This is a genomic window from Proteiniphilum sp. (assembly GCF_040307845.1).
Taxonomy (GTDB): domain Bacteria; phylum Bacteroidota; class Bacteroidia; order Bacteroidales; family Dysgonomonadaceae; genus Proteiniphilum.
This window is the reverse complement of record NZ_JAWRIS010000019.1, coordinates 39,823-57,883: the sequence shown is the minus strand read 5'-3', so window position 1 is coordinate 57,883 and position 18,061 is coordinate 39,823. Positions and strand designations below refer to the sequence as shown.

Annotated in this window: 19 protein-coding genes and 1 pseudogene; 15 read left to right on the top strand and 5 right to left on the bottom strand. The window is 42.5% G+C overall.

The features are described from left to right. Positions 1–134: pseudogene (locus ABV001_RS04655) on the top strand (IS1595 family transposase); the annotation flags it as partial. Here ABV001_RS04655 and ABV001_RS04650 read toward each other — a convergent pair. Next, the gene (locus ABV001_RS04650; RefSeq protein ID WP_352421728.1) at positions 97–705 is read right to left on the bottom strand and encodes a TonB-dependent receptor domain-containing protein; all 609 of its coding nucleotides are present in this window, start codon (positions 703–705) and stop codon (positions 97–99) included. The pseudogene ABV001_RS04655 and the gene ABV001_RS04650 sit on opposite strands and share 38 nt — an antisense overlap. 253 nt (positions 706–958) lie before the next feature. Here ABV001_RS04650 and ABV001_RS04645 point away from each other — a divergent pair, with 253 nt between their 5' ends. The 4 genes from ABV001_RS04645 to ABV001_RS04630 all read left to right on the top strand — a co-directional run bounded on the left by ABV001_RS04645 (position 959) and on the right by ABV001_RS04630 (position 4,757). Then, a complete protein-coding gene (locus ABV001_RS04645) occupies positions 959–2,188 on the top strand; it encodes a site-specific integrase (RefSeq protein WP_313381977.1) in 1,230 nt (409 codons plus the stop codon). Between the two features lie 29 nt (positions 2,189–2,217). After that, complete coding sequence (locus ABV001_RS04640) at positions 2,218–3,426, top strand: site-specific integrase (RefSeq protein WP_313381978.1); 1,209 nt, start codon at positions 2,218–2,220, stop codon at positions 3,424–3,426. A gap of 12 nt (positions 3,427–3,438) precedes the next feature. Further along, a complete protein-coding gene (locus ABV001_RS04635; RefSeq protein WP_313381979.1) occupies positions 3,439–3,816 on the top strand; it encodes a virulence RhuM family protein in 378 nt (125 codons plus the stop codon). A 125-nt stretch (positions 3,817–3,941) separates the two neighbouring features. Then, entirely contained in the window at positions 3,942–4,757 is an 816-nt protein-coding gene (locus tag ABV001_RS04630) for a KilA-N domain-containing protein (RefSeq protein WP_313381980.1), read from the top strand. A gap of 202 nt (positions 4,758–4,959) precedes the next feature. Here the strand turns inward: ABV001_RS04630 and ABV001_RS04625 are convergent, their stop codons facing one another. From ABV001_RS04625 to ABV001_RS04615, 3 genes are read right to left on the bottom strand one after another with little or no spacing between them, the layout of a single operon-like run. After that, positions 4,960–5,259, bottom strand: coding sequence for a helix-turn-helix domain-containing protein (locus ABV001_RS04625; protein WP_313381981.1), 300 nt, complete (start codon positions 5,257–5,259; stop codon positions 4,960–4,962). Between the two features lie 24 nt (positions 5,260–5,283). Next, on the bottom strand, positions 5,284–5,580 hold the full coding sequence (locus tag ABV001_RS04620; RefSeq protein ID WP_313381982.1) for a DUF3876 domain-containing protein: 297 nt from the start codon (positions 5,578–5,580) through the stop codon (positions 5,284–5,286). Beyond that, positions 5,577–5,909, bottom strand: coding sequence for a helix-turn-helix domain-containing protein (locus ABV001_RS04615; RefSeq protein WP_313381983.1), 333 nt, complete (start codon positions 5,907–5,909; stop codon positions 5,577–5,579). The genes ABV001_RS04620 and ABV001_RS04615 overlap by 4 nt, the downstream gene beginning before the upstream one ends. A 466-nt stretch (positions 5,910–6,375) precedes the next feature. Here ABV001_RS04615 and ABV001_RS04610 point away from each other — a divergent pair, with 466 nt between their 5' ends. The 4 genes from ABV001_RS04610 (at position 6,376) to ABV001_RS04595 (ending at position 9,010) form a co-directional block, all read left to right on the top strand. Next, a complete protein-coding gene (locus ABV001_RS04610) occupies positions 6,376–6,927 on the top strand; it encodes a DUF3408 domain-containing protein (protein WP_313381984.1) in 552 nt (183 codons plus the stop codon). 107 nt (positions 6,928–7,034) lie between these two features. After that, complete coding sequence (locus ABV001_RS04605; protein ID WP_313381987.1) at positions 7,035–7,547, top strand: plasmid mobilization protein; 513 nt, start codon at positions 7,035–7,037, stop codon at positions 7,545–7,547. Beyond that, positions 7,513–8,469 carry a relaxase/mobilization nuclease domain-containing protein gene (locus tag ABV001_RS04600; RefSeq protein ID WP_313381990.1) on the top strand — a complete coding sequence of 319 codons (957 nt, stop codon included), beginning with the start codon at positions 7,513–7,515 and terminating at the stop codon, positions 8,467–8,469. Before ABV001_RS04605 ends, ABV001_RS04600 begins: the two co-directional genes overlap by 35 nt. Positions 8,470–8,503: 34 nt before the next feature. Further along, entirely contained in the window at positions 8,504–9,010 is a 507-nt protein-coding gene (locus ABV001_RS04595; protein WP_313381991.1) for a hypothetical protein, read from the top strand. Between the two features lie 15 nt (positions 9,011–9,025). On the opposite strand, the gene ABV001_RS04590 is transcribed toward ABV001_RS04595, so the two are convergent. Next, positions 9,026–9,253 carry an RNA polymerase sigma factor gene (locus tag ABV001_RS04590; RefSeq protein ID WP_313381992.1) on the bottom strand — a complete coding sequence of 76 codons (228 nt, stop codon included), beginning with the start codon at positions 9,251–9,253 and terminating at the stop codon, positions 9,026–9,028. 460 nt (positions 9,254–9,713) lie between these two features. Here ABV001_RS04590 and ABV001_RS04585 point away from each other — a divergent pair, with 460 nt between their 5' ends. The 6 genes from ABV001_RS04585 (at position 9,714) to ABV001_RS04560 (ending at position 18,034) form a co-directional block, all read left to right on the top strand. Continuing rightward, positions 9,714–10,379 carry a response regulator transcription factor gene (locus ABV001_RS04585; protein ID WP_313381993.1) on the top strand — a complete coding sequence of 222 codons (666 nt, stop codon included), beginning with the start codon at positions 9,714–9,716 and terminating at the stop codon, positions 10,377–10,379. A 122-nt stretch (positions 10,380–10,501) separates the two neighbouring features. After that, positions 10,502–11,767, top strand: a complete 1,266-nt coding sequence (locus tag ABV001_RS04580) for a sensor histidine kinase (protein ID WP_352421727.1) — start codon at positions 10,502–10,504, stop codon at positions 11,765–11,767. A 75-nt stretch (positions 11,768–11,842) separates the two neighbouring features. Continuing rightward, entirely contained in the window at positions 11,843–14,986 is a 3,144-nt protein-coding gene (locus tag ABV001_RS04575) for an efflux RND transporter permease subunit (protein ID WP_352421726.1), read from the top strand. Further along, entirely contained in the window at positions 14,970–16,175 is a 1,206-nt protein-coding gene (locus ABV001_RS04570) for a TolC family protein (protein WP_313381998.1), read from the top strand. The genes ABV001_RS04575 and ABV001_RS04570 overlap by 17 nt, the downstream gene beginning before the upstream one ends. Before the next feature lie 3 nt (positions 16,176–16,178). Next, positions 16,179–17,312 (top strand): efflux RND transporter periplasmic adaptor subunit, encoded by a 1,134-nt coding sequence (locus ABV001_RS04565; RefSeq protein WP_313382000.1) that lies wholly within the window; start codon positions 16,179–16,181, stop codon positions 17,310–17,312. Positions 17,313–17,383: 71 nt separating this feature from the next. Further along, on the top strand, positions 17,384–18,034 hold the full coding sequence (locus tag ABV001_RS04560; protein ID WP_352421725.1) for a VIT1/CCC1 transporter family protein: 651 nt from the start codon (positions 17,384–17,386) through the stop codon (positions 18,032–18,034). Positions 18,035–18,061: the final 27 nt, after the last annotated feature.

Here is an 18,061-nt window from a genome sequence, read left to right as displayed (position 1 = left end):
ACCTCAATGAATTCTGTTATAAGTTTAACCGGAGATTCTTCCCGGACAAACTTTTCGACAGGTTGGTCATTGCCGCTGTCTCGTACAGCCCCGATTTCAAATCGAAAATTTACAATAGGTCATATTGCGGATAATCATATTAAATTTTAAATCACCTACATAGTTCTTGCGGGTATTGTGTGCCAATATGTTGGATTGGGACGGAGAATTGGCGATCTCCTCTTCCGATTTGAATAAACCTTCTACCCGGTATCCCCATATCTCACCGATGACCTGCCCCTTATAATAATCCGTTAAGTTATACTCTTCATTTTCGTAGTCGGTTATAACCGATTTATAATCAGAGAGCGTAGCCCTTACGCTATAATTGAATGGTTTTCCAGCCAGGTTGAATTTGTCCATCCAGTTCAGGGAGATTTCCCATCCGGTTGTTTTTAGTGAGGCGTAGTTGCCTTTAGGAACGCTCGTCCCGAAAATAGCCGGGACACTTGGACCGACCGTGTACATATCTTTCGTCCACCGCCGGTACAGGTCACCCGAAAAAACAAGGCAATTATCCAGTGCGTTCAGATCCAATCCTATATTCCCAGTGGTAGCAGTCTCCCATGTCAAACTGTTAGGGATGACATTGGGTTGGGATGTGCGTTGCGGGCGTGTGTCTCCCAGGATGAGTAATTCAGTCTCAAACAAGAAAAAGCAGGTCACGGCAATTGTAACGTAAACGGTTTATAATGAATTGTTTTTCTCTTTTCTGTATGTTGTCTGAAATCAAATTCCGGCAAAATATTGCAGGATTTCTGTTACCAATCCGTTAGCCGGTTAGTTACCGGAATACCGACAGGTAACAACGCATTCCGAACCGGGTTCTTTTGTTCTGAATCACAGAATTTTGCATAACAAAGGGCACTTATATAACCGGTAACTTTGCCTTTCGGCAAAGCCCACAAAAATAAGTGTTATGCAAATAGAAAAATTCAAGGTCTTGCTTTACCTTAAAAAAAGCAGTCTGGACAAGTTGGGCAAAGCCCCCATCATGGGGCGCATTACCCTGGACCACTCAATGGCGCAGTTTAGCTGTAAGCTATCCTGTACGCCCGACTTATGGAATCCCCGCGAGAGCCGGTTGGACGGCAAAAGCCGTGAAGCGGTAGAAATAAATCAGAAAATCGAAAAGTTGCTGTTGGCCGTTCATGCCGCATTCGATTCTTTGATCGAACGCAAGCAATCATTCGATGCCGGAACGGTTAAAGACCTGTTTCAGGGAAGTATGAGTGCACAGATGAGCCTGCTTGCCCTTCTCGACCGACATATGGAGGAGTTGAAAGCCCGCATCGGAATAGACGTTGCCCCGACCACCTTAAGCACCTACGTGTACACCCACCGTTCACTCGGCAAGTTTATCAAAAAGAAGTTCAAAACCAAAGATGTGGCTTTCGGACAACTGAACGAACAGTTTATCCGGGAGTATCAGGATTTTGTCTTGACAGAACAGGGATATGCGATGGATACCGTACGCCATTACCTTGCCATCCTGAAAAAGATCTGTAAGATCGCTTTCAAGGAAGGTATCTCCGAGAAATTCCATTTTGCCCATTACAAGCTGCCCAAGCAGAAAGAAACCACCCCCAAAGCATTGAGCCGTGAAGATTTCGAGAAGATCCGGGACTTGGAAATACCCGAAAAACGCATTTCCCATGTCATTACACGGGATTTGTTTCTTTTTGCATGCTATACGGGTACTTCGTATGCCGATACCGTTTCCATCACACAAGAAAATATCTTTACCGATGATAAAGGCAGCCTGTGGCTGAAATACCGCCGGAAGAAAAACGAGTTGTTGGGGCGTGTCAAGCTGCTGCCCGAAGCAATCGCCCTGATTGAAAAGTACAGGGATAAGAATCGGGAAACGCTGTTCCCGAAACAACTCTATGCTACTTTACGATCCAACATGAAAGGCTTGCGGATTATGGCGGGTATCTCGCAAGACCTGGTCTACCATGCCGGAAGGCACTCGTTTGCCAGTTTGGTCACGCTCGAAGAGGGCGTGCCGATAGAAACCATCAGCCGGATGCTCGGACACAATAACATCACCACCACCCAGATATATGCCCGTGTTACCCCGAAGAAACTTTTCGAGGATATGGATAAATTCATCGGAACAACCGGGGATTTACAATTAGTTCTTTAATTTTCAAACAAAACAAACAACAAAAAAATATGCGCAGTACATTCAGAATATTATTCTATATAAACAGGAATAAAGTAAAGGCGGACGGCACGACAGCTATCCTATGCCGGATTTCCATAGATGGCAAACAAACAGTAATATCGACAGGTATTTATTGCAGTCCAGATGACTGGAATGCCCGAAAAGGAGAAATTAAGAATGAGCGAAGTGATAACCGGCTCAAAGCATACCGTTTACGGATTGAACAAACCTATGAAAATATCCTCAAAGAGCAGGGGGTTGTCAGTGCCGAACTGCTAAAAAATACAATCGCAGGAGTGAACTCCGTTCCGGCCATGCTGTTACAGGCAGGAGAAGCAGAGCGCGAGCGGTTACGGCTACGCTCTTTGGAAATTAAGTCAACCTCCACTTTCCGGGGTTCGAAAACCACCCAAGCCAATTTGCGCGACTTTATCCTGTCAAGAGGCAAAAAGGATATTGCCTTTACAGAAATTACCGGGGAGTTCGGTGAGTCGTTTAAACTCTTTCTTAAGAGGGACTTGGGGTACAAATCCGGTCATATCAACCACTGCCTCTGCTGGCTGAACAGGCTTGTCTATATTGCTGTAGACCAGGAAATACTCAGGGCTAACCCGTTGGAAGACGTTGCTTACGAAAAGAAAGAGCCGCCTAAACTGAAATACATAACAAGGAGCGAATTGAAACGGATTATGGAAACCCCCATGCACAGCCGGATGCTGGAGCTGGTACGCCGGATGTTCATTTTTTCCTCTTTCAGCGGGTTAGCCTATGTGGACATGCAGCGGCTCTATCCCCGCCATATCGGAAAGACAGCCGCAGGCAGGTTGTATATCCGTAAGAAGCGGGTAAAAACCAATGTGGAAGCGTTCATCCCGCTGCACCCGGTAGCCGAACAGATACTTTCACTTTACAACACTGCCGATGACAGCCGGCCTGTATTTCCGTTGCCCAAGAACCGGGATGTGATATGGAACGACATCAACCAGATAGGTGTTGTTGCGGGATTGAAAGAGAACCTCTCCTACCATAAAAGCCGCCATTCGTTCGGAACCCTCTTACTTTCAGCGGGTATCTCCATTGAAAGCATCGCCAAAATGATGGGGCATGCCAATATCTCCACCACACAGGGGTATGCCAAAATAACGGACGATAAAATCTCGGAGGATATGGACAAGCTGATGGAGCGAAGAAAAACAATGAAAAACAACGCAAAATAAACCATAGTAACGATGAAAAGAAAATTGAAAATCGGCGATAGCCAAATAATAACGATCACAGATAATGGAACGGTAATCGTTCCGGGTGAAACAAAAATGAGCATTTCAGAGATTGCCGATTTGTTCGGTATCTACTATCTGACGGCAAAAAGGCATATCCGGGCTATTGAAAAGGCAGGGATTGCCAGAGGCGATGATTCGAAGGGTGGCTCCGTTGAGGGATTGAACGTTTATCCTGATTATTATGGGCTGGAAATGGTTATTGCTATTGCTTTCAGGGTACGGTCGGCAAATGCGGATATCTTTAGAAAATGGTTAGTTCACAGAATTACAAGGCATGGTTTATCTCAAACCATTTTTCTGTCTTTGCAAAACTTAATGTTAAATTAAACTCCACATTTATGAGGGGTTTAGATTTTCGGGACTTATCTACCATTAAGAATATCAATATTTTCAACTAAATTTGTAGAATCTGATTGTGCCGAATCCGGCACAATTAAAAACAGAATAAGATTATGGCAAAAAAAGATTTAGATGTGCAAGGGACAAAAGTTAAAATGCTGCATATCAATAATACAGATTACATATCTATTACCGATATTGCGAAAATACGCAATCCTATAGAACCAAAGGATGTAGTTAAAAACTGGATGCGGAGTAAAAACACCCTGATGTTCCTGGGGTTATGGGAAAAGTTGAACAATCCGACTTTCAAGGGGGTCGAATTCGACCCCCTTATGTACGAAGCAGGTACAAACGCATTTACGATGAGTCCGACACGTTGGGTTGAATTGACGAACGCAACTGGAATTGTTACTAAAAATGGAGCTAATGGCGGAACATACGCACATAGGGATATAGCTTTCGAGTTTGCCTCATGGGTTAATACCGAATTCAAATTGTATTTGATTACCGAGTTCCAACGCCTCAAAGAACAGGAGCAGCAACAAATCGGTTGGTCAGCCAAACGGGAACTCTCGAAAATCAACTACCATATCCATACCGATGCCGTGAAACACAACCTGATCCCGGCTGAACTTACCCCACAGCAAATTTCAATCGTGTATGCCAGTGAAGCCGATGTGCTGAACATGGCTCTTTTCGGGATAACGGCAAAACAATGGCGCGAAGCCAACCCCGACCTGAAAGGCAATATCCGTGATTACGCTACGATCAACGAGCTGATATGCCTGTCGAACATGGAAAATATAAATGCCGTGCTGATTAATGAAAAAATACCCCAAAGGGAACGACTGCAAAAGCTTAACCAAATAGCTATCCAGCAGATGCGTGTATTGCAGGAAGTTGAGAACCGTAAATTGCTGAAATAAAACAAATCGTATTCTATAACAAGGGGCAGGCTATTCGCTATTGAAATCCTGCCGGTTTTTTAATGCGCAAAAGTTATCTCCCGTCCTGCCTACGGTTATTTCCGCTCATGGCTTCCCAGCCCGTTTTGGAGGGCGGAAGATGCGCAGAATAACCGGTTGTCCGGGGATAACTTTCCCGGTAAATGGCTGTCAGCCCACGCCATTACCTGAAACTCTCCTTGTATCCTTCTTCCAGCAATTTGCCGATATCCGAAGCCCGGTAGAGTATTTTGCCACCTAATTTGATATAGGGGATACGCCCTTCATTGCGATAGTCTTGTAAACTCCGCCGACTGATCTTTAGTTTTTTCGACAATTCTTCGTCCGTGTAGAAACCCTCTCCACCGAGTGTCGGTTTGCGGGATGCAAACAGGCGTTCCATCAAGGTAGAAAGGCGATCCAGTGAAAGGAAAAAGGACTTGACCCTTTCGTTGTTTTCCGGTGTAATTAACTGATTGCTCATAAACTCAAAATTTTATATCGTTTTTTAATTCTTCATATAACTGCCCCAGCCCGCAATATGCAGTCCGTAAGGCGATTTTTCTTCCGTCAACCGGCAGCGTTTTATTCCCATACGGATATAATAACTGTCTTCGTCCGGTTCTACCGCATGGCAGGAGAAACCTCCCCGCCTGCATTCGGTGTCATAACTGTAGGCAAGCAGGGAATAGTTGCCGTCGTAATCCCGGAAGATATAGATGTCGGGATTGCCGTCCACGCTTTCCCAGCCGCCCTGTAATCGGGCAGGAAAGCCATTGTTTATGGGATCTCCTTTTGTATTCATATCCGTTTGCCTTTATATTTGGCCTGTTTGCGTTTGTCTTCCACCACCGGGACGATCTTTTCTACATCCTGGGCTTTATAGTAGATCTTGTGGTTGATACGGCTAAAGGCGAGTGTGCCGTTATCCCGGAGTGTCTGTAACGTCCGGGGCGAGATGTTCAACAGCAGGCATACATCCTGGTTGTCGAGCCATTCATTTGAATCTTTGTCGCCATGCAGGCGGCAAAGCTGTTCCATACGTTCAGCAAAACGTTCAAACTTCGAGAGCATCTGCTCGAATGTCTGTGCATCAATATTTACTATTTGGCATACGCCGAACTTTGTTTCCATTACTTGATATTTTTATGTTATTCTTAATGTAAGTCAGGACTTCCTTTCCGGTGCAAACTGCACCTTTCCGCCACGAAGTAAAACAGAATAAACCACACCACAATGGATTGATAACCAGGTGGCAGCTTGTGGCACCGGTTTGGTAGGGGTAAAGGACAGATTTCTTATTTCGGGTGCTGTTTTAAATCTAAAAAAGCAGGTTTTTACTTTCGATATTTCCCTCCGGTTTTCTGAAATGGGAGCGGTTTTTTAGCAGACATCACTCCGGTAGCACAGTATATCCCGATAAGCCAATCGGTGCAGTCTGCACCGTTCATTCAATCTTTACAGTAGCAAGACAATACAGAATCATCCATGTAAACCCGGTTAATGTACTATCCTGACTAATAGTTGTTTATTTGCAACCGACAAGCGGGTTCCTGTATCAACAGGAACCGGAATATTCACTTTTTTAATACAGTATTATATGGATAGTAAACAAACCGGCGAAAGTCAAACTAAGAAACAATCTGTACAGGATTGGTTACCTGATGACGGGAAGGGCAAAGGCAAGAGTCCAACCGATGGGAACAAGAGTAAAATCATCCGGGAATTTCTCCGGGAAGATATTATTGAAGAACCTTCCGTTGTGAGTGTCGATACGACAAACAATACCGCCAATATCAATAATGCGGACACCATTGGCAGTGTGGATGCTGTACTGACTGTTGCAACTGAAAATAGAAAAGATACCGTAAAGACTGAATCACAGGAGCAATCTGTACAAACTGCATCCAGACGGATCAGCAGTAAACAACGGAAAGAATCACTGGAGGAATACCGGCAGGCGTTTCTTACCGTTCCAAAGCTCGAAGACCGCAAGCCTGTATTTATCAGCCGGGAGGTGCGGGATCAGTTGGACGAGATAGCCCGCAAACTGGGAGGACGCCGAATGAGTGTATCGGGCTTTATCGAGAACCTTGCCCGCCATCATCTGGAAATCTACCGGGATGATGTGGAAATGTGGAAGAAGCTATAAAGTGTAGCTTCTGTCCATTGTATGGTAAGTCCGTTCAGTATCTACGACTTAGCTTTTGAGCGGAACATAAATGTTCGTGGAGCGTAGCGAGGTTATGTTTCCATTGCATGGAAACCCTCGCTTTGGCTTACCGCCAAAGGGAAAACCGCTCCCGTTGGTCACAGTTTTGGGTCGGGGTCATAGACCCTATTATTATCGATTTTATCAGTAAACCGACAATCGAAAAATTGAATCAGGATAATAATGATAACAGGAAGAAAGGCGGACGCCCGAAGAAGAGTCCCGTTCATCGCAAAAGCAAGACCATCGGGGTCTGCTTTTCCGAGCCGGAACTCTATGCCATCCGGCACCGGGCAAAACAGGCCAATCTTCCGCTAAGTATCTATTGTCATGATGCCGTCCTGGACGGGATAATCAAAGAACCGCTAAAAAAAGAGGAACTGGACGTATTAAGAAGCCTTTCCAATATGGGCAATAACCTGAACCAGCTCACAAAAATAGCGAAGTTTTTAAGTGAAAAACGGCTCGAAAACCAGGCATTACCCCTATTGGAAAGCATACAGGATATCATAAACAAGCTGTCGGATGATTGGAAAAATAGTAAAAGGAAGAAGTTTTAAGGGATGTATTTCGTATGTTTTAGGAGATAAAAATGCGAAAATCCTGGCAAGCGAAGGTGTATTGGAGACGGACGTAAAATCCATCATCAATAGTTTTCACATGCAAAGCCTGCTCAATCCCAAGTTATCGAAATGTGTCGGGCATATCCCGTTGGCATTCTCGCCCGATGATAAAGAACGGTTGACAGATCAATTCATGGAACGATTAGCCAAAGAGTATATGAAAGCAATGGGGATAGAAAATACCCAATACATTATTGTCCGGCATAACAATACAAACCATCCCCATTGCCATATCGTATTTAACCGGGTGGATAACGATGGCAAGACTATCTCCGACAAGAACGACCGTTACCGGAACGAGAAAGTATGCAAACAACTAAAAGACAGGTATAACCTGACTTACGGAACAGGAAAAGATAAAGTCAACATCCAACACTTAAAAGGAGCGGAGCAAACCAAATATGAAATTTATCATGCTGTGAACAATATACTGCCCAAAGCTAAGAATTGGCAACAGTTTGAATCCCTATTGGGTAAACAAGGAATATCCATAAACTATAAATATAAAGGACAAACAGATGAAGTGCAGGGTATCTCATTCCGGAAAGGGGAACACTGTTTCAAAGGCTCGGACATCGACCGGCAGTTCAGTTATTCCAGACTGGATGCAATTTTGGGAGGAAACAGCCACCGTCAAACACCGCAGGAGCAACAGGTACAACAAGCTCCACCGGCGAAGACAACAGGAAATACCCTTGCGGAAACGATTGCAACAGGTGTAGCCGGAACCGTATCGGGTTTAAGCGGGCTGCTGGATTTCCAGCCTTCGGGTTACGATCCGGATGAAGCGGAAGCATTGCGTCAACAGGCGTTAACCCGGAAGAAAAAGAAGAAAAAACGCAAGGGGTTAAGACACTAAAATGAATTATTAACGGCTTAAAAACAAAAGAAATATGGTACAATCGGTATCGAACGACGCTTTATGGGAAAAGCTCTCGGAAATGGAAAAGAAACTGGACGGGCTTGCTGTAATGCAGAAATCACAGGATATAGCAGGGGAAAAAGACGAAAACATGTCTGGTTTTGAAGGGGCGAAAGACGCTATAATTACGGAAATAAGGCAACAAACCGCTTTGCTTGGCAAACATAACGACAGTAATTTCGGAGCCAACAGGGAGAATATTCAGCTGCTCAATAAGAATATCCTTCTGGTTTCAAAGCACATCCGGGAGACTGAAGACCGGTTAAAAATATATGTTGAATCACAGGAAGGAAATGAAAAATCCTGCTTTAATTTTAAAATGTTCAAAGTCAGAAAAACTTCTTTCGTGATAACCATACTTGGCTTGCTGGTATTTTTACTCACCTTGTTTTGCATGAAACAGCAGAACGACTATGCGTTACTGATAGAGGAACATCACAGGCAAGGTATCGTTATTGAGAGGCAAAAGCCGGAATAGAAGAAATAAATCCTTCTAAATCAACTTGTCCGCTATAAATACAATGTATAGGACAGAGGAAGAAACATCCCTGATCACTTTGAACGACCTGGCATCCATACCCTCTTTTTCCATCATTTTCTTCAGGGCGGCGACGGCCTGTTTCGATTTGTATTTGACCGTCCTTTCATTCATATTCAGTATTTCGGCCGTTTCCCTGACGGTATACCCATCCCGGTGGAGCATCATGAAAATTTCTCCCATCTTATCAGGAAAATCTTTCAATATGCCATTAATCACCGATTCCAACTCCTACAACTGCAATATCTATTCCAGAAAAGACCAAAGATACAACAAATAGTCTTTCGGGAAATCTCGTAGCAGGAATGGCAGATATGGGATACCGCGTCGTATAGGCATTCAACCATCAGCAACGGATTACGATTCCGACCAAGCGGAACGTCAGCGATTACAAGCCGAAGAACGAAGGAGGAAAAAGAAGAAATGAAAGGGATTAAGGCTCTAAAAAACTACAAACTAAATTCATAATAATTATGGCACAATCAGTATCAAATGATGCTTTTTAATGCTTTTGTGAAACAAGAATAAACTTTTGCCCATTTATCACTTATTTCATAGACTTACTAAAGAATCTTTGATTTCTCCAATATATCAAGACTGCAAATAAGAGGGTGAAACTATTTATCCTATCTTTGCACATATTATGCGACACATTCTGATCATAGAAGACGAATCAGGAATCTATAACTTTCTAAAACAGGGACTGGAAGAAGAAGGTTATAGTACCTCTATTGCCGTTGATGGGAAACAAGGGATAGGGCTTTTTCAATCGCAGAAGCCCGATCTTATCCTTCTGGACTGGATGCTTCCTAAAATGAACGGAATAGACGTGTGCAAAGCTATCAGAGAAAAAGATTCGGAAACGCCTATACTATTTTTGACAGCAAAAGACACTCTGCAAGAGACGATTGAGGGATTACAAAGTGGAGCAAACGACTATATCAAAAAGCCTTTCAGTTTTGAGGAATTATTAGAACGTATAAAGATTCATTTCCGTAACAAGACGGAACCGGACACTCTTACTTTGGGTAATATTTTTCTTCATTTAAGGACATACGAAGTAAATGTAGACTCACTTGATGTTGCTCTTACCCAACGTGAGTTTGAGTTGCTCGAGTTTTTAATCAGAAATAAAGGACGTGTCTGTAAAAGAGACGAAATTATAGAAAAAGTCTGGGGGATTAACTTTGAGTACGATACAGGTGTAATTGATGTTTTTATTAATGCTATTCGCAAGAAGCTTAATCTGGATAAAGATAATGGATACATCAAAACCATTCGGGGAGTGGGATATATAGCTAACGACTGAATATGAACAATCTATCTTTCAGGAACAGAATTGCACTGAACTACATCATCACAACAGCATTGTTGATTGGTTGCGTATTTTTTACTATCTATCTGGTAGTAGAGTTCAGTGTGTCCGACCATTTGAATGAAGATCTGCAACAAGAAGTCGACCGTCACTCTCAGGAAGTGGAAGTGAAAAACGGAACAATAGCTCTAAAAAGACATAAGGAGTGGATGGAGCGTGAGCATAATACAGTCGGTGTCGATCCTGTATTCATTGAATTTTTGGACATAGAGGGGAATCTGATTGATAAATCCCCCAACCTGAAAGACAGCCACTTGCTTTACGATCCCAATCAAAGAGATAATGTATTTTACAATGGTGAACTTGCCGAAAAAAGGATAAGGCAGGTACAGGTTCCCATTTTGGATGAGAACGGAAAGCGCGTAGGTCATCTTTTGGTGGCAGTTGCACGCGAAGGTTCAGAAGTGGTTTTAGAAACTTTACGGCATATCCTATTCATTACCTTCCCTGTCATTCTTATTATATTGTTCTTTGTTGCACGTTTTATTGCAGGAAGAAGTATTAAACCTATCAATGACATTATTGATACATCGAATAATATCTCACGTGATAATCTTACTGAACGTATCCCATTACCTAACAATAAAGACGAACTGTATATTCTTTCGGATACTATCAATCAACTTCTTGATAGGATAGAAAAAACAATAGAACGCGAAAAGTCTTTTACCTCTTATGCTTCGCATGAATTCCGGACTCCATTGGCTATATTGAAGGGAACTCTTGAAGTGTTGATACGAAAACCCCGCCAACAGGAAGAATACGAAGAAAAAGTAAGATACTGTGTCAAAGAAATCGATCGTTTAAACCATTTGGTAGATGAACTGCTCATCCTTACCCGTTTCGAAAATCAGAAGCAGTCACTTAATCTAGAAGTCGTCTCAGCAAAAGCGCTGATTGAAGAGAGCCTAAAATATCTGTCAAGAAACATCGAAGAGAAGAGTATAAGGGTAAAAACAAATTTTTCATCCGAGGATATTCTTTTCAAGACCGACACTTATCTATTCTCAACGATCATTAGCAACCTTTTATCCAATGCTATCAAATATTCTTATCAGAATGGAGAGGTAAACATCGATTTATTCAAATCTGATTCTGTCATACATTGTGAAATAAAAGATAATGGTATAGGTATTTCTCAAGAGGATTTAGAAAAGATTTTCGATAAATTTTACCGATCTACAGAGCATTCCGATATTAAGGGCTTCGGATTGGGCTTGCCTATCGTAAAAAGATTCTGTTTATTTCTTAATATCCATATAGAGGTAGTAAGCAAACTGAGTTCAGGCACTATAATAAAACTTCAAATTCCTCAATCTTAAGCAAATCTTAAGCAAACTGTTTTAACAAATCTCTACTTTTGCCTGTAATCAGAAAACCAGGTAAAAGGAAGGTAAATGTTAGAAAAGATTATACGGTTCAGCCTCAATCGCAAACTCATTGTATTGCTGTTCACATCGGCCATATTTGCGTATGGGATTTATTCTGTGTTCCATATCCCTATTGGTGCAGTTCCAGATATAACAAACAATCAAGTACAGATTATTACCACATCCACCCATCTTTCTACTGAGGATATTGAACAATTTATTACTTATCCAATAGAAATGGAGATGGCCAATCTACCGGGAGTACAGGAGATCCGCTCTATTTCTAAATTTGGGTTGTCTGTGGTTACCATTGTTTTTGACGAAGATATGGGAACCTATCTTCCCCGGCAGCTAATAGCCGAAAAAATAAAAACAGCATCTGAAATTATCCCAGAAGGTTTCGGATCTCCTGAAATGGGTCCCATATCGACAGGCTTAGGTGAGATCTATCAATATATACTTGATGTAAAGCCCGGATACAAAGACAGATATTCAGTATCGGATTTGCGTACCATACAGGACTGGATAGTCAAACGTCAATTATCGGGTATCCCGGGAGTCGTTGAGATCAATACATGGGGAGGCTACCTGAAGCAATACGAAGTCGCTGTTAACCCATCCCGATTGAAAGCCATGTCCATAACAACGGGAGATTTAGTAACAGCCTTAGAAAAAAATAACAGTATAGCGGGAGGAGCCTATATTGAGAAAGTCAATCAGAGCTATTTTATTCGTGGGGAAGGAAAGATAAGTTCGATCGAAGATATACAAAATATTGTTGTCAAGAATGTGGATGGAATCCCTGTTCTGGTAAAAGATATAGCAACGGTTCGTTTCGGAAGCGCCAATCGTTTTGGCGCAATTACAGGGAACGGGGAAGGAGAAAAAGTTCTTGGCCAGATAATGATGCTCAAGGGAGCTGACTCCAAGCAAACCATCAATGCCGTGAAAGAACGTGTAGAGGAAGTGCAGCAATCACTGCCTGAAGGCGTGTATATCAATGCCTTTCTGGAACGTAGTGAACTCGTTGCCAAAACGACATTTACCATTACCGAAAATCTTATTTTAGGATGTCTGATTGTGATATTCGTTGTGGTACTTTTACTCGGGAGTTTTCGTTCAGGGCTGGTTGTTGCATCTGTAATACCTCTTTCGCTCCTGTTTGCCATTTCCCTGATGAGGATATTCGGAATAGATGCCAATCTGATGAGCTTGGGAGCAATTGATTTTGGTATTATTATAGATGGTGCGATTATTATTGTGGAGTTCGTCTCAGCTCAGATCACGGCAAATGCTTCCAAACTTAGCAATTTACCTCTGTCTGAGAGAAAAAAGGAAACAGACAGAATAACACTGGGCAGCTCATCCACCATGATGAATTCGGCCATCTTCGGGCAATTAATAATCCTCATTGTATTTATTCCCATCCTGTCATTATCAGGTGTGGAAGGTAAAATGTTCCGCCCAATGGCTCTCACATTCAGTTTCGCTCTCATTGGTGCCATGCTGCTTTGTTTGACCTATGTCCCTGTGGCCTCCTCTCTGCTGATAAAACCTCAGGCACAGAAAACAAACAGTATCACTGCCCATTTGATGCGCATATTAACAAAATGTTATTCGCCTGTTATTACATGGGCATTGAAGAACACAAAAAAGACTTTGGCAGGAGCAACCGGATTACTGATTCTGTCCGTTGTGATATTCTCCCGCATTGGGGGCGAATTTATCCCTCAACTGGATGAAGGAGATTTTGTTATTCAGCCTGTGCTGAAAACGGGGACTTCACTGACAAAGACGATAGAGACCACTACATTGATAGAGAAAACAATTCTGGATAAATTTCCAGAAGTGGAGCAAATCGTCAGCCGGATCGGTGCAGCCGAAGTACCTACCGATCCCATGTCGATGGAGGAAAGCGATATTATCGTGAAAGTGAAACCCAAAAGTGAATGGGTATCGGCAAGTTCAAAAGATGAATTGGCGGATAAGATAAAAGAAGCTCTGGAGACTACTATCCCCAACATGGAAATTGAATTTACACAACCCATCGAGATGCGTTTTAACGAGCTCATTTCGGGTACGCGCTCCGACGTGGCCATCAAGGTTTTTGGTGAAGACCTGAGTGTTTTGGCCGAAAAGGCAGAACAGATAAGGCAGGCAATCGCACATGTGGAAGGAGCGGCCGATATTATTGTGGAAAAGATTGACGGACTCCCGCAAATGACTGTCGATTACAACCGTACCCGTATTGCCCAGTATGGACTGAATATCTCGGACATCAACGATATTGTAGCCCTGTCTTTTGCCGGAACCACCGTAGGGAATGTGTTTGAAGGGGAACGCCGCTTCGATCTGGTGATCCGCCTGGAGGAGAATCTTCGGAATGACATCGATGATTTGCGGAATCTGTATGTCCCGCTTCCCGATGGTGGGCAGATCCCCCTGCGTGAATTGGCTAGGGTGGAATATACCGAAGGGCCTGCCAAGATATCGCGAGACGACACCAAACGCCGTGTGGTGATAGGTGTAAATGTAAGGAGCAGGGATATGGAAAGTGTGGTGAAAGATGTTTCGGCCATCATAAATGAAACAATCAACCTGCCTCCCGGATATTATATTACTTACGGGGGACAGTTCGAAAACTTACAGAATGCGAAAGACCGTCTGATGATAGCCGTTCCTATAGCTCTATGCCTCATATTTATCTTCTTGTATTTTGCCTTTGGTTCGGTGAGGGAAACCTTGCTGGTCTTTACAGCCATCCCTCTTTCGGCTGTAGGCGGAATATTACTTCTTTGGTTGAGAGGGATGCCTTTCAGTATTTCGGCGGGAGTAGGTTTTATCGCTTTGTTTGGTATTGCCGTACTGAATGGTATTGTGCTGGTGGAGCATCTCAAAAAATTGAAAAACAAAGGAATGAAAAATGTAGATGAACTGATTCTGAAAGGGACTACCGATAGGCTTCGTCCTGTAACGCTTACTGCTGCCGCAGCAGCACTCGGATTTTTGCCGATGGCCATCTCTTCATCGGCGGGCGCAGAGGTACAACGTCCTTTGGCAACGGTAGTTATCGGAGGATTATTTACTGCAACCCTACTTACAATGGTGGTGCTTCCTGCTTTGTTCAAAATGTTTGATAAAAACCTGACGAAAGATGAAGAAAAGGTTTAAAAATATAGTATTTACCATTCTACTTATATACAGTTCGAGTATTTATTCGCAAAACATTAACCCTGAATTGAATAAGTTGATCGAGACGGCATTTGCCAATAATAAAGAATTAAGTTCGTATTATTTGCAGACCAAGGCTTCTAAAGCAAATATCGGAACAGCTTTTGATTTTGATAAAACGACTGTTTATTATGGATACGATGAAAATAATGTTGCGCCCAACGACAAGGCCTTAAGGGTGTTTGGCATTGAACAGACATTTTCATTCCCTACTGTTTATGGCGCTCGGAAAAAGGTATACAAATCGCAGTGGGAGCAAAATAAGGTGCTGTATGAAATTCAAAAAAACAAACTGGCGCTTGCCGTATCTCTTGTCTACGACCGGATTGTTTATACACAAAACAAAGAAGTGCTATATACCCAACTCGATAGCCTCTATTCTGCTTTTTCAAAGGCAGGAAACCGTAAATTTGAGTTAGGTGAATCTAATTATCTGGAGAAAATTACGGCAGAAGCCAAATCGAAACAAATTCATACAACCTTAATCCAATTAAAAAATCAAAAACAGGCTTTGTACGGACAGCTGAAATCGTTGGCGCAAAGCCAAGAAGACTTTCAGGTATCTGACAATCAGCTGGAAATGTTGCATATAGATGGCGCTGCTACGGGTAAAACATTGCAAAAAAATTATATGGAGACCATCAGTAAAACTTATTCTTCTCAATTGAAGTTACAAAATCAAAGCTGGTTACCCGACTTGAGCATGGAGTTATTTACAGGAACAAACAGAGGTTTGGGATACAGGCAAAACGGCTTTCAGATAGGAGTGGCTATTCCGTTACTCTTTAGCGGAAACACGTCAAAAAGGAAAACAGCTAAGTTGGAGCAACAAAGCTGGGAAGCGATGCGCAGCGACCGCGAGATACAAATGGAAAGTTTCTATATGCAAAAACAGGCTGAACTGAACCAACATAAGGAAATGATTAATTATTACACAGAGAACGGACAGATACTGTCAAAAGAAATTATCAAAACCGCCGATATGAGTTATAAGAATGGCGAAATAGACTTTTTCCAGTACATTCAGAGCCTGGAGAATGCGATCAGTATAGAATCTGATTATCTGGATAGCGTCCTTTCTTATAATCAATCATATCTGGAGTTACATTATTTCAACTTTAACGAATAAGCAATGAAGAAATATTCTTATATACTATTTGTATTGACCGTTGGCTTTTTAAGTTCCTGCACAGGGGAGGGTAAATCTTTGAAGACAGATAATTCCGAACAAGAGGATTCCTCTTTAGTTGAGATTACGCAGGAACAGTTCTCTTCCATGAAAATGGAGATTAGCGCTTTGCAGGAAAGGGAATTTGACAATACGGTAAAAGCATCGGGCAGAATAGATGTACCGCCAAAAAGCAGAGCGAAAGTGACTTCATTTATCGGTGGGTATGTTAAGTCTGTTTCTTTGCAGGTAGGTAACAAGGTAACTAAAGGTCAGCCGTTACTAACCCTGGAAAGTCCGGAATATATTGACTTGCAACAATCTTATCTGGAAATAGCAGGCCAAATGGGGTATCTGAAATCGGAATACGAAAGACAAAAGACCCTTTTTGATGAAAAAATATCTTCCCAAAAGAAATACCTCGAAGCCGAGAGCGATTACAAACGCACAAAAGCCAGCTATGAGAGCCTCCGCCAGAAACTGAATATGCTGCGCATTAACCCACTCCAAGTGGAGCAGGGGACATTTTCTTCCTATATTACTGTTTATTCTCCCATTTCGGGAGATATTACAGCTATCAATGCGAATATAGGTATGGCAATCACTCCAACAGATGTTATTATGGAAATAGTGGAAACACAGGCAATGCATCTGGAATTGGCCGTTTTCGAAAAAGATGTATTCAATCTGAGAAATGGACAGAATATAAAATTTACTGTTCCACAAATAGGTTCGGAGGAATTTGGGGCACAAGTTTCTCAAATAGGGAAATCTGTCGAAGGAAGTGATCGTGTTATCCACGTTTATGCCTCTTTAGATGCTGGAGCCAAGCAAAAATTATTGACAGGCATGTTTGTAGAAGCACAACTTGTTGCCGCTTCCCGAAATGCATTGAGTGTGCCTTTTGATGCTGTTACAACAGAAGAGGGGAACAATTTTTTATTAGTTCTTGAATCGCAGAAAAAGGACATTTACACTTTTCGAAAGGTCTTGGTCAAAACAGGCGAAAGACACGGAGATTGGTTGGAAGTTATTCCTGACAATACGATCAATTCCGACACTAAGGTACTCTTCAAAGGTGTGTATGATGTGATGTAACAATATGGTATAATCGAGAAAACAGCTAAATTATGGAATTGGAAAAGCATTTTGTTACAAAATCCAATTGGTTGCGGGCCGCCGTCTTGGGCGCAAATGACGGTATATTATCCACTTCGAGCATCATCATTGGGGTGGCGGCAGCCAGCGAATCACGCCAGGCTATTATTCTGGCTGCTTTGGCAGGAGCCATTGCCGGTGCCATGTCCATGGCAGCGGGCGAGTATGTATCGGTAAGTTCGCAGGCTGACATAGAGAGATCGGACTTGCTGCGAGAACAAAAAGCGATCGACGAAATGCCTGAAATAGAGCTGAATGAATTGGCAGAAATCTATCAAAAAAGAGGATTGGACGAAGAATTGGCTTTACAGGTCGCGACAAAACTCACGGAGCACGATGCCTTGGCAGCGCATGCGAGAGACGAACTGGGTATCAACGAGATTATGGAAGCAAAACCGTTTCAAGCGGCATTTTCGTCTTTTCTCGCATTCATCATTGGAGCTATATTGCCTTTTATCGTCACCTTGCTTGCCCCTGTAAAAGAGATGATTTATTACCAATATTTTTTCTCATTATTGTTTTTAGCATTGCTTGGTGCTGTTTCCGCAAAAACCGGTGGCTCAAGTATTAAAAAAGCGGTTTTGAGAATCTGTTTTTGGGGGACTGCCGCCATGCTTGCCACCGCCTTGGTTGGCTATGTTTTCGGAATTGCCATCTCCTGAAAATCATTTAATATGTATTATTTTTGT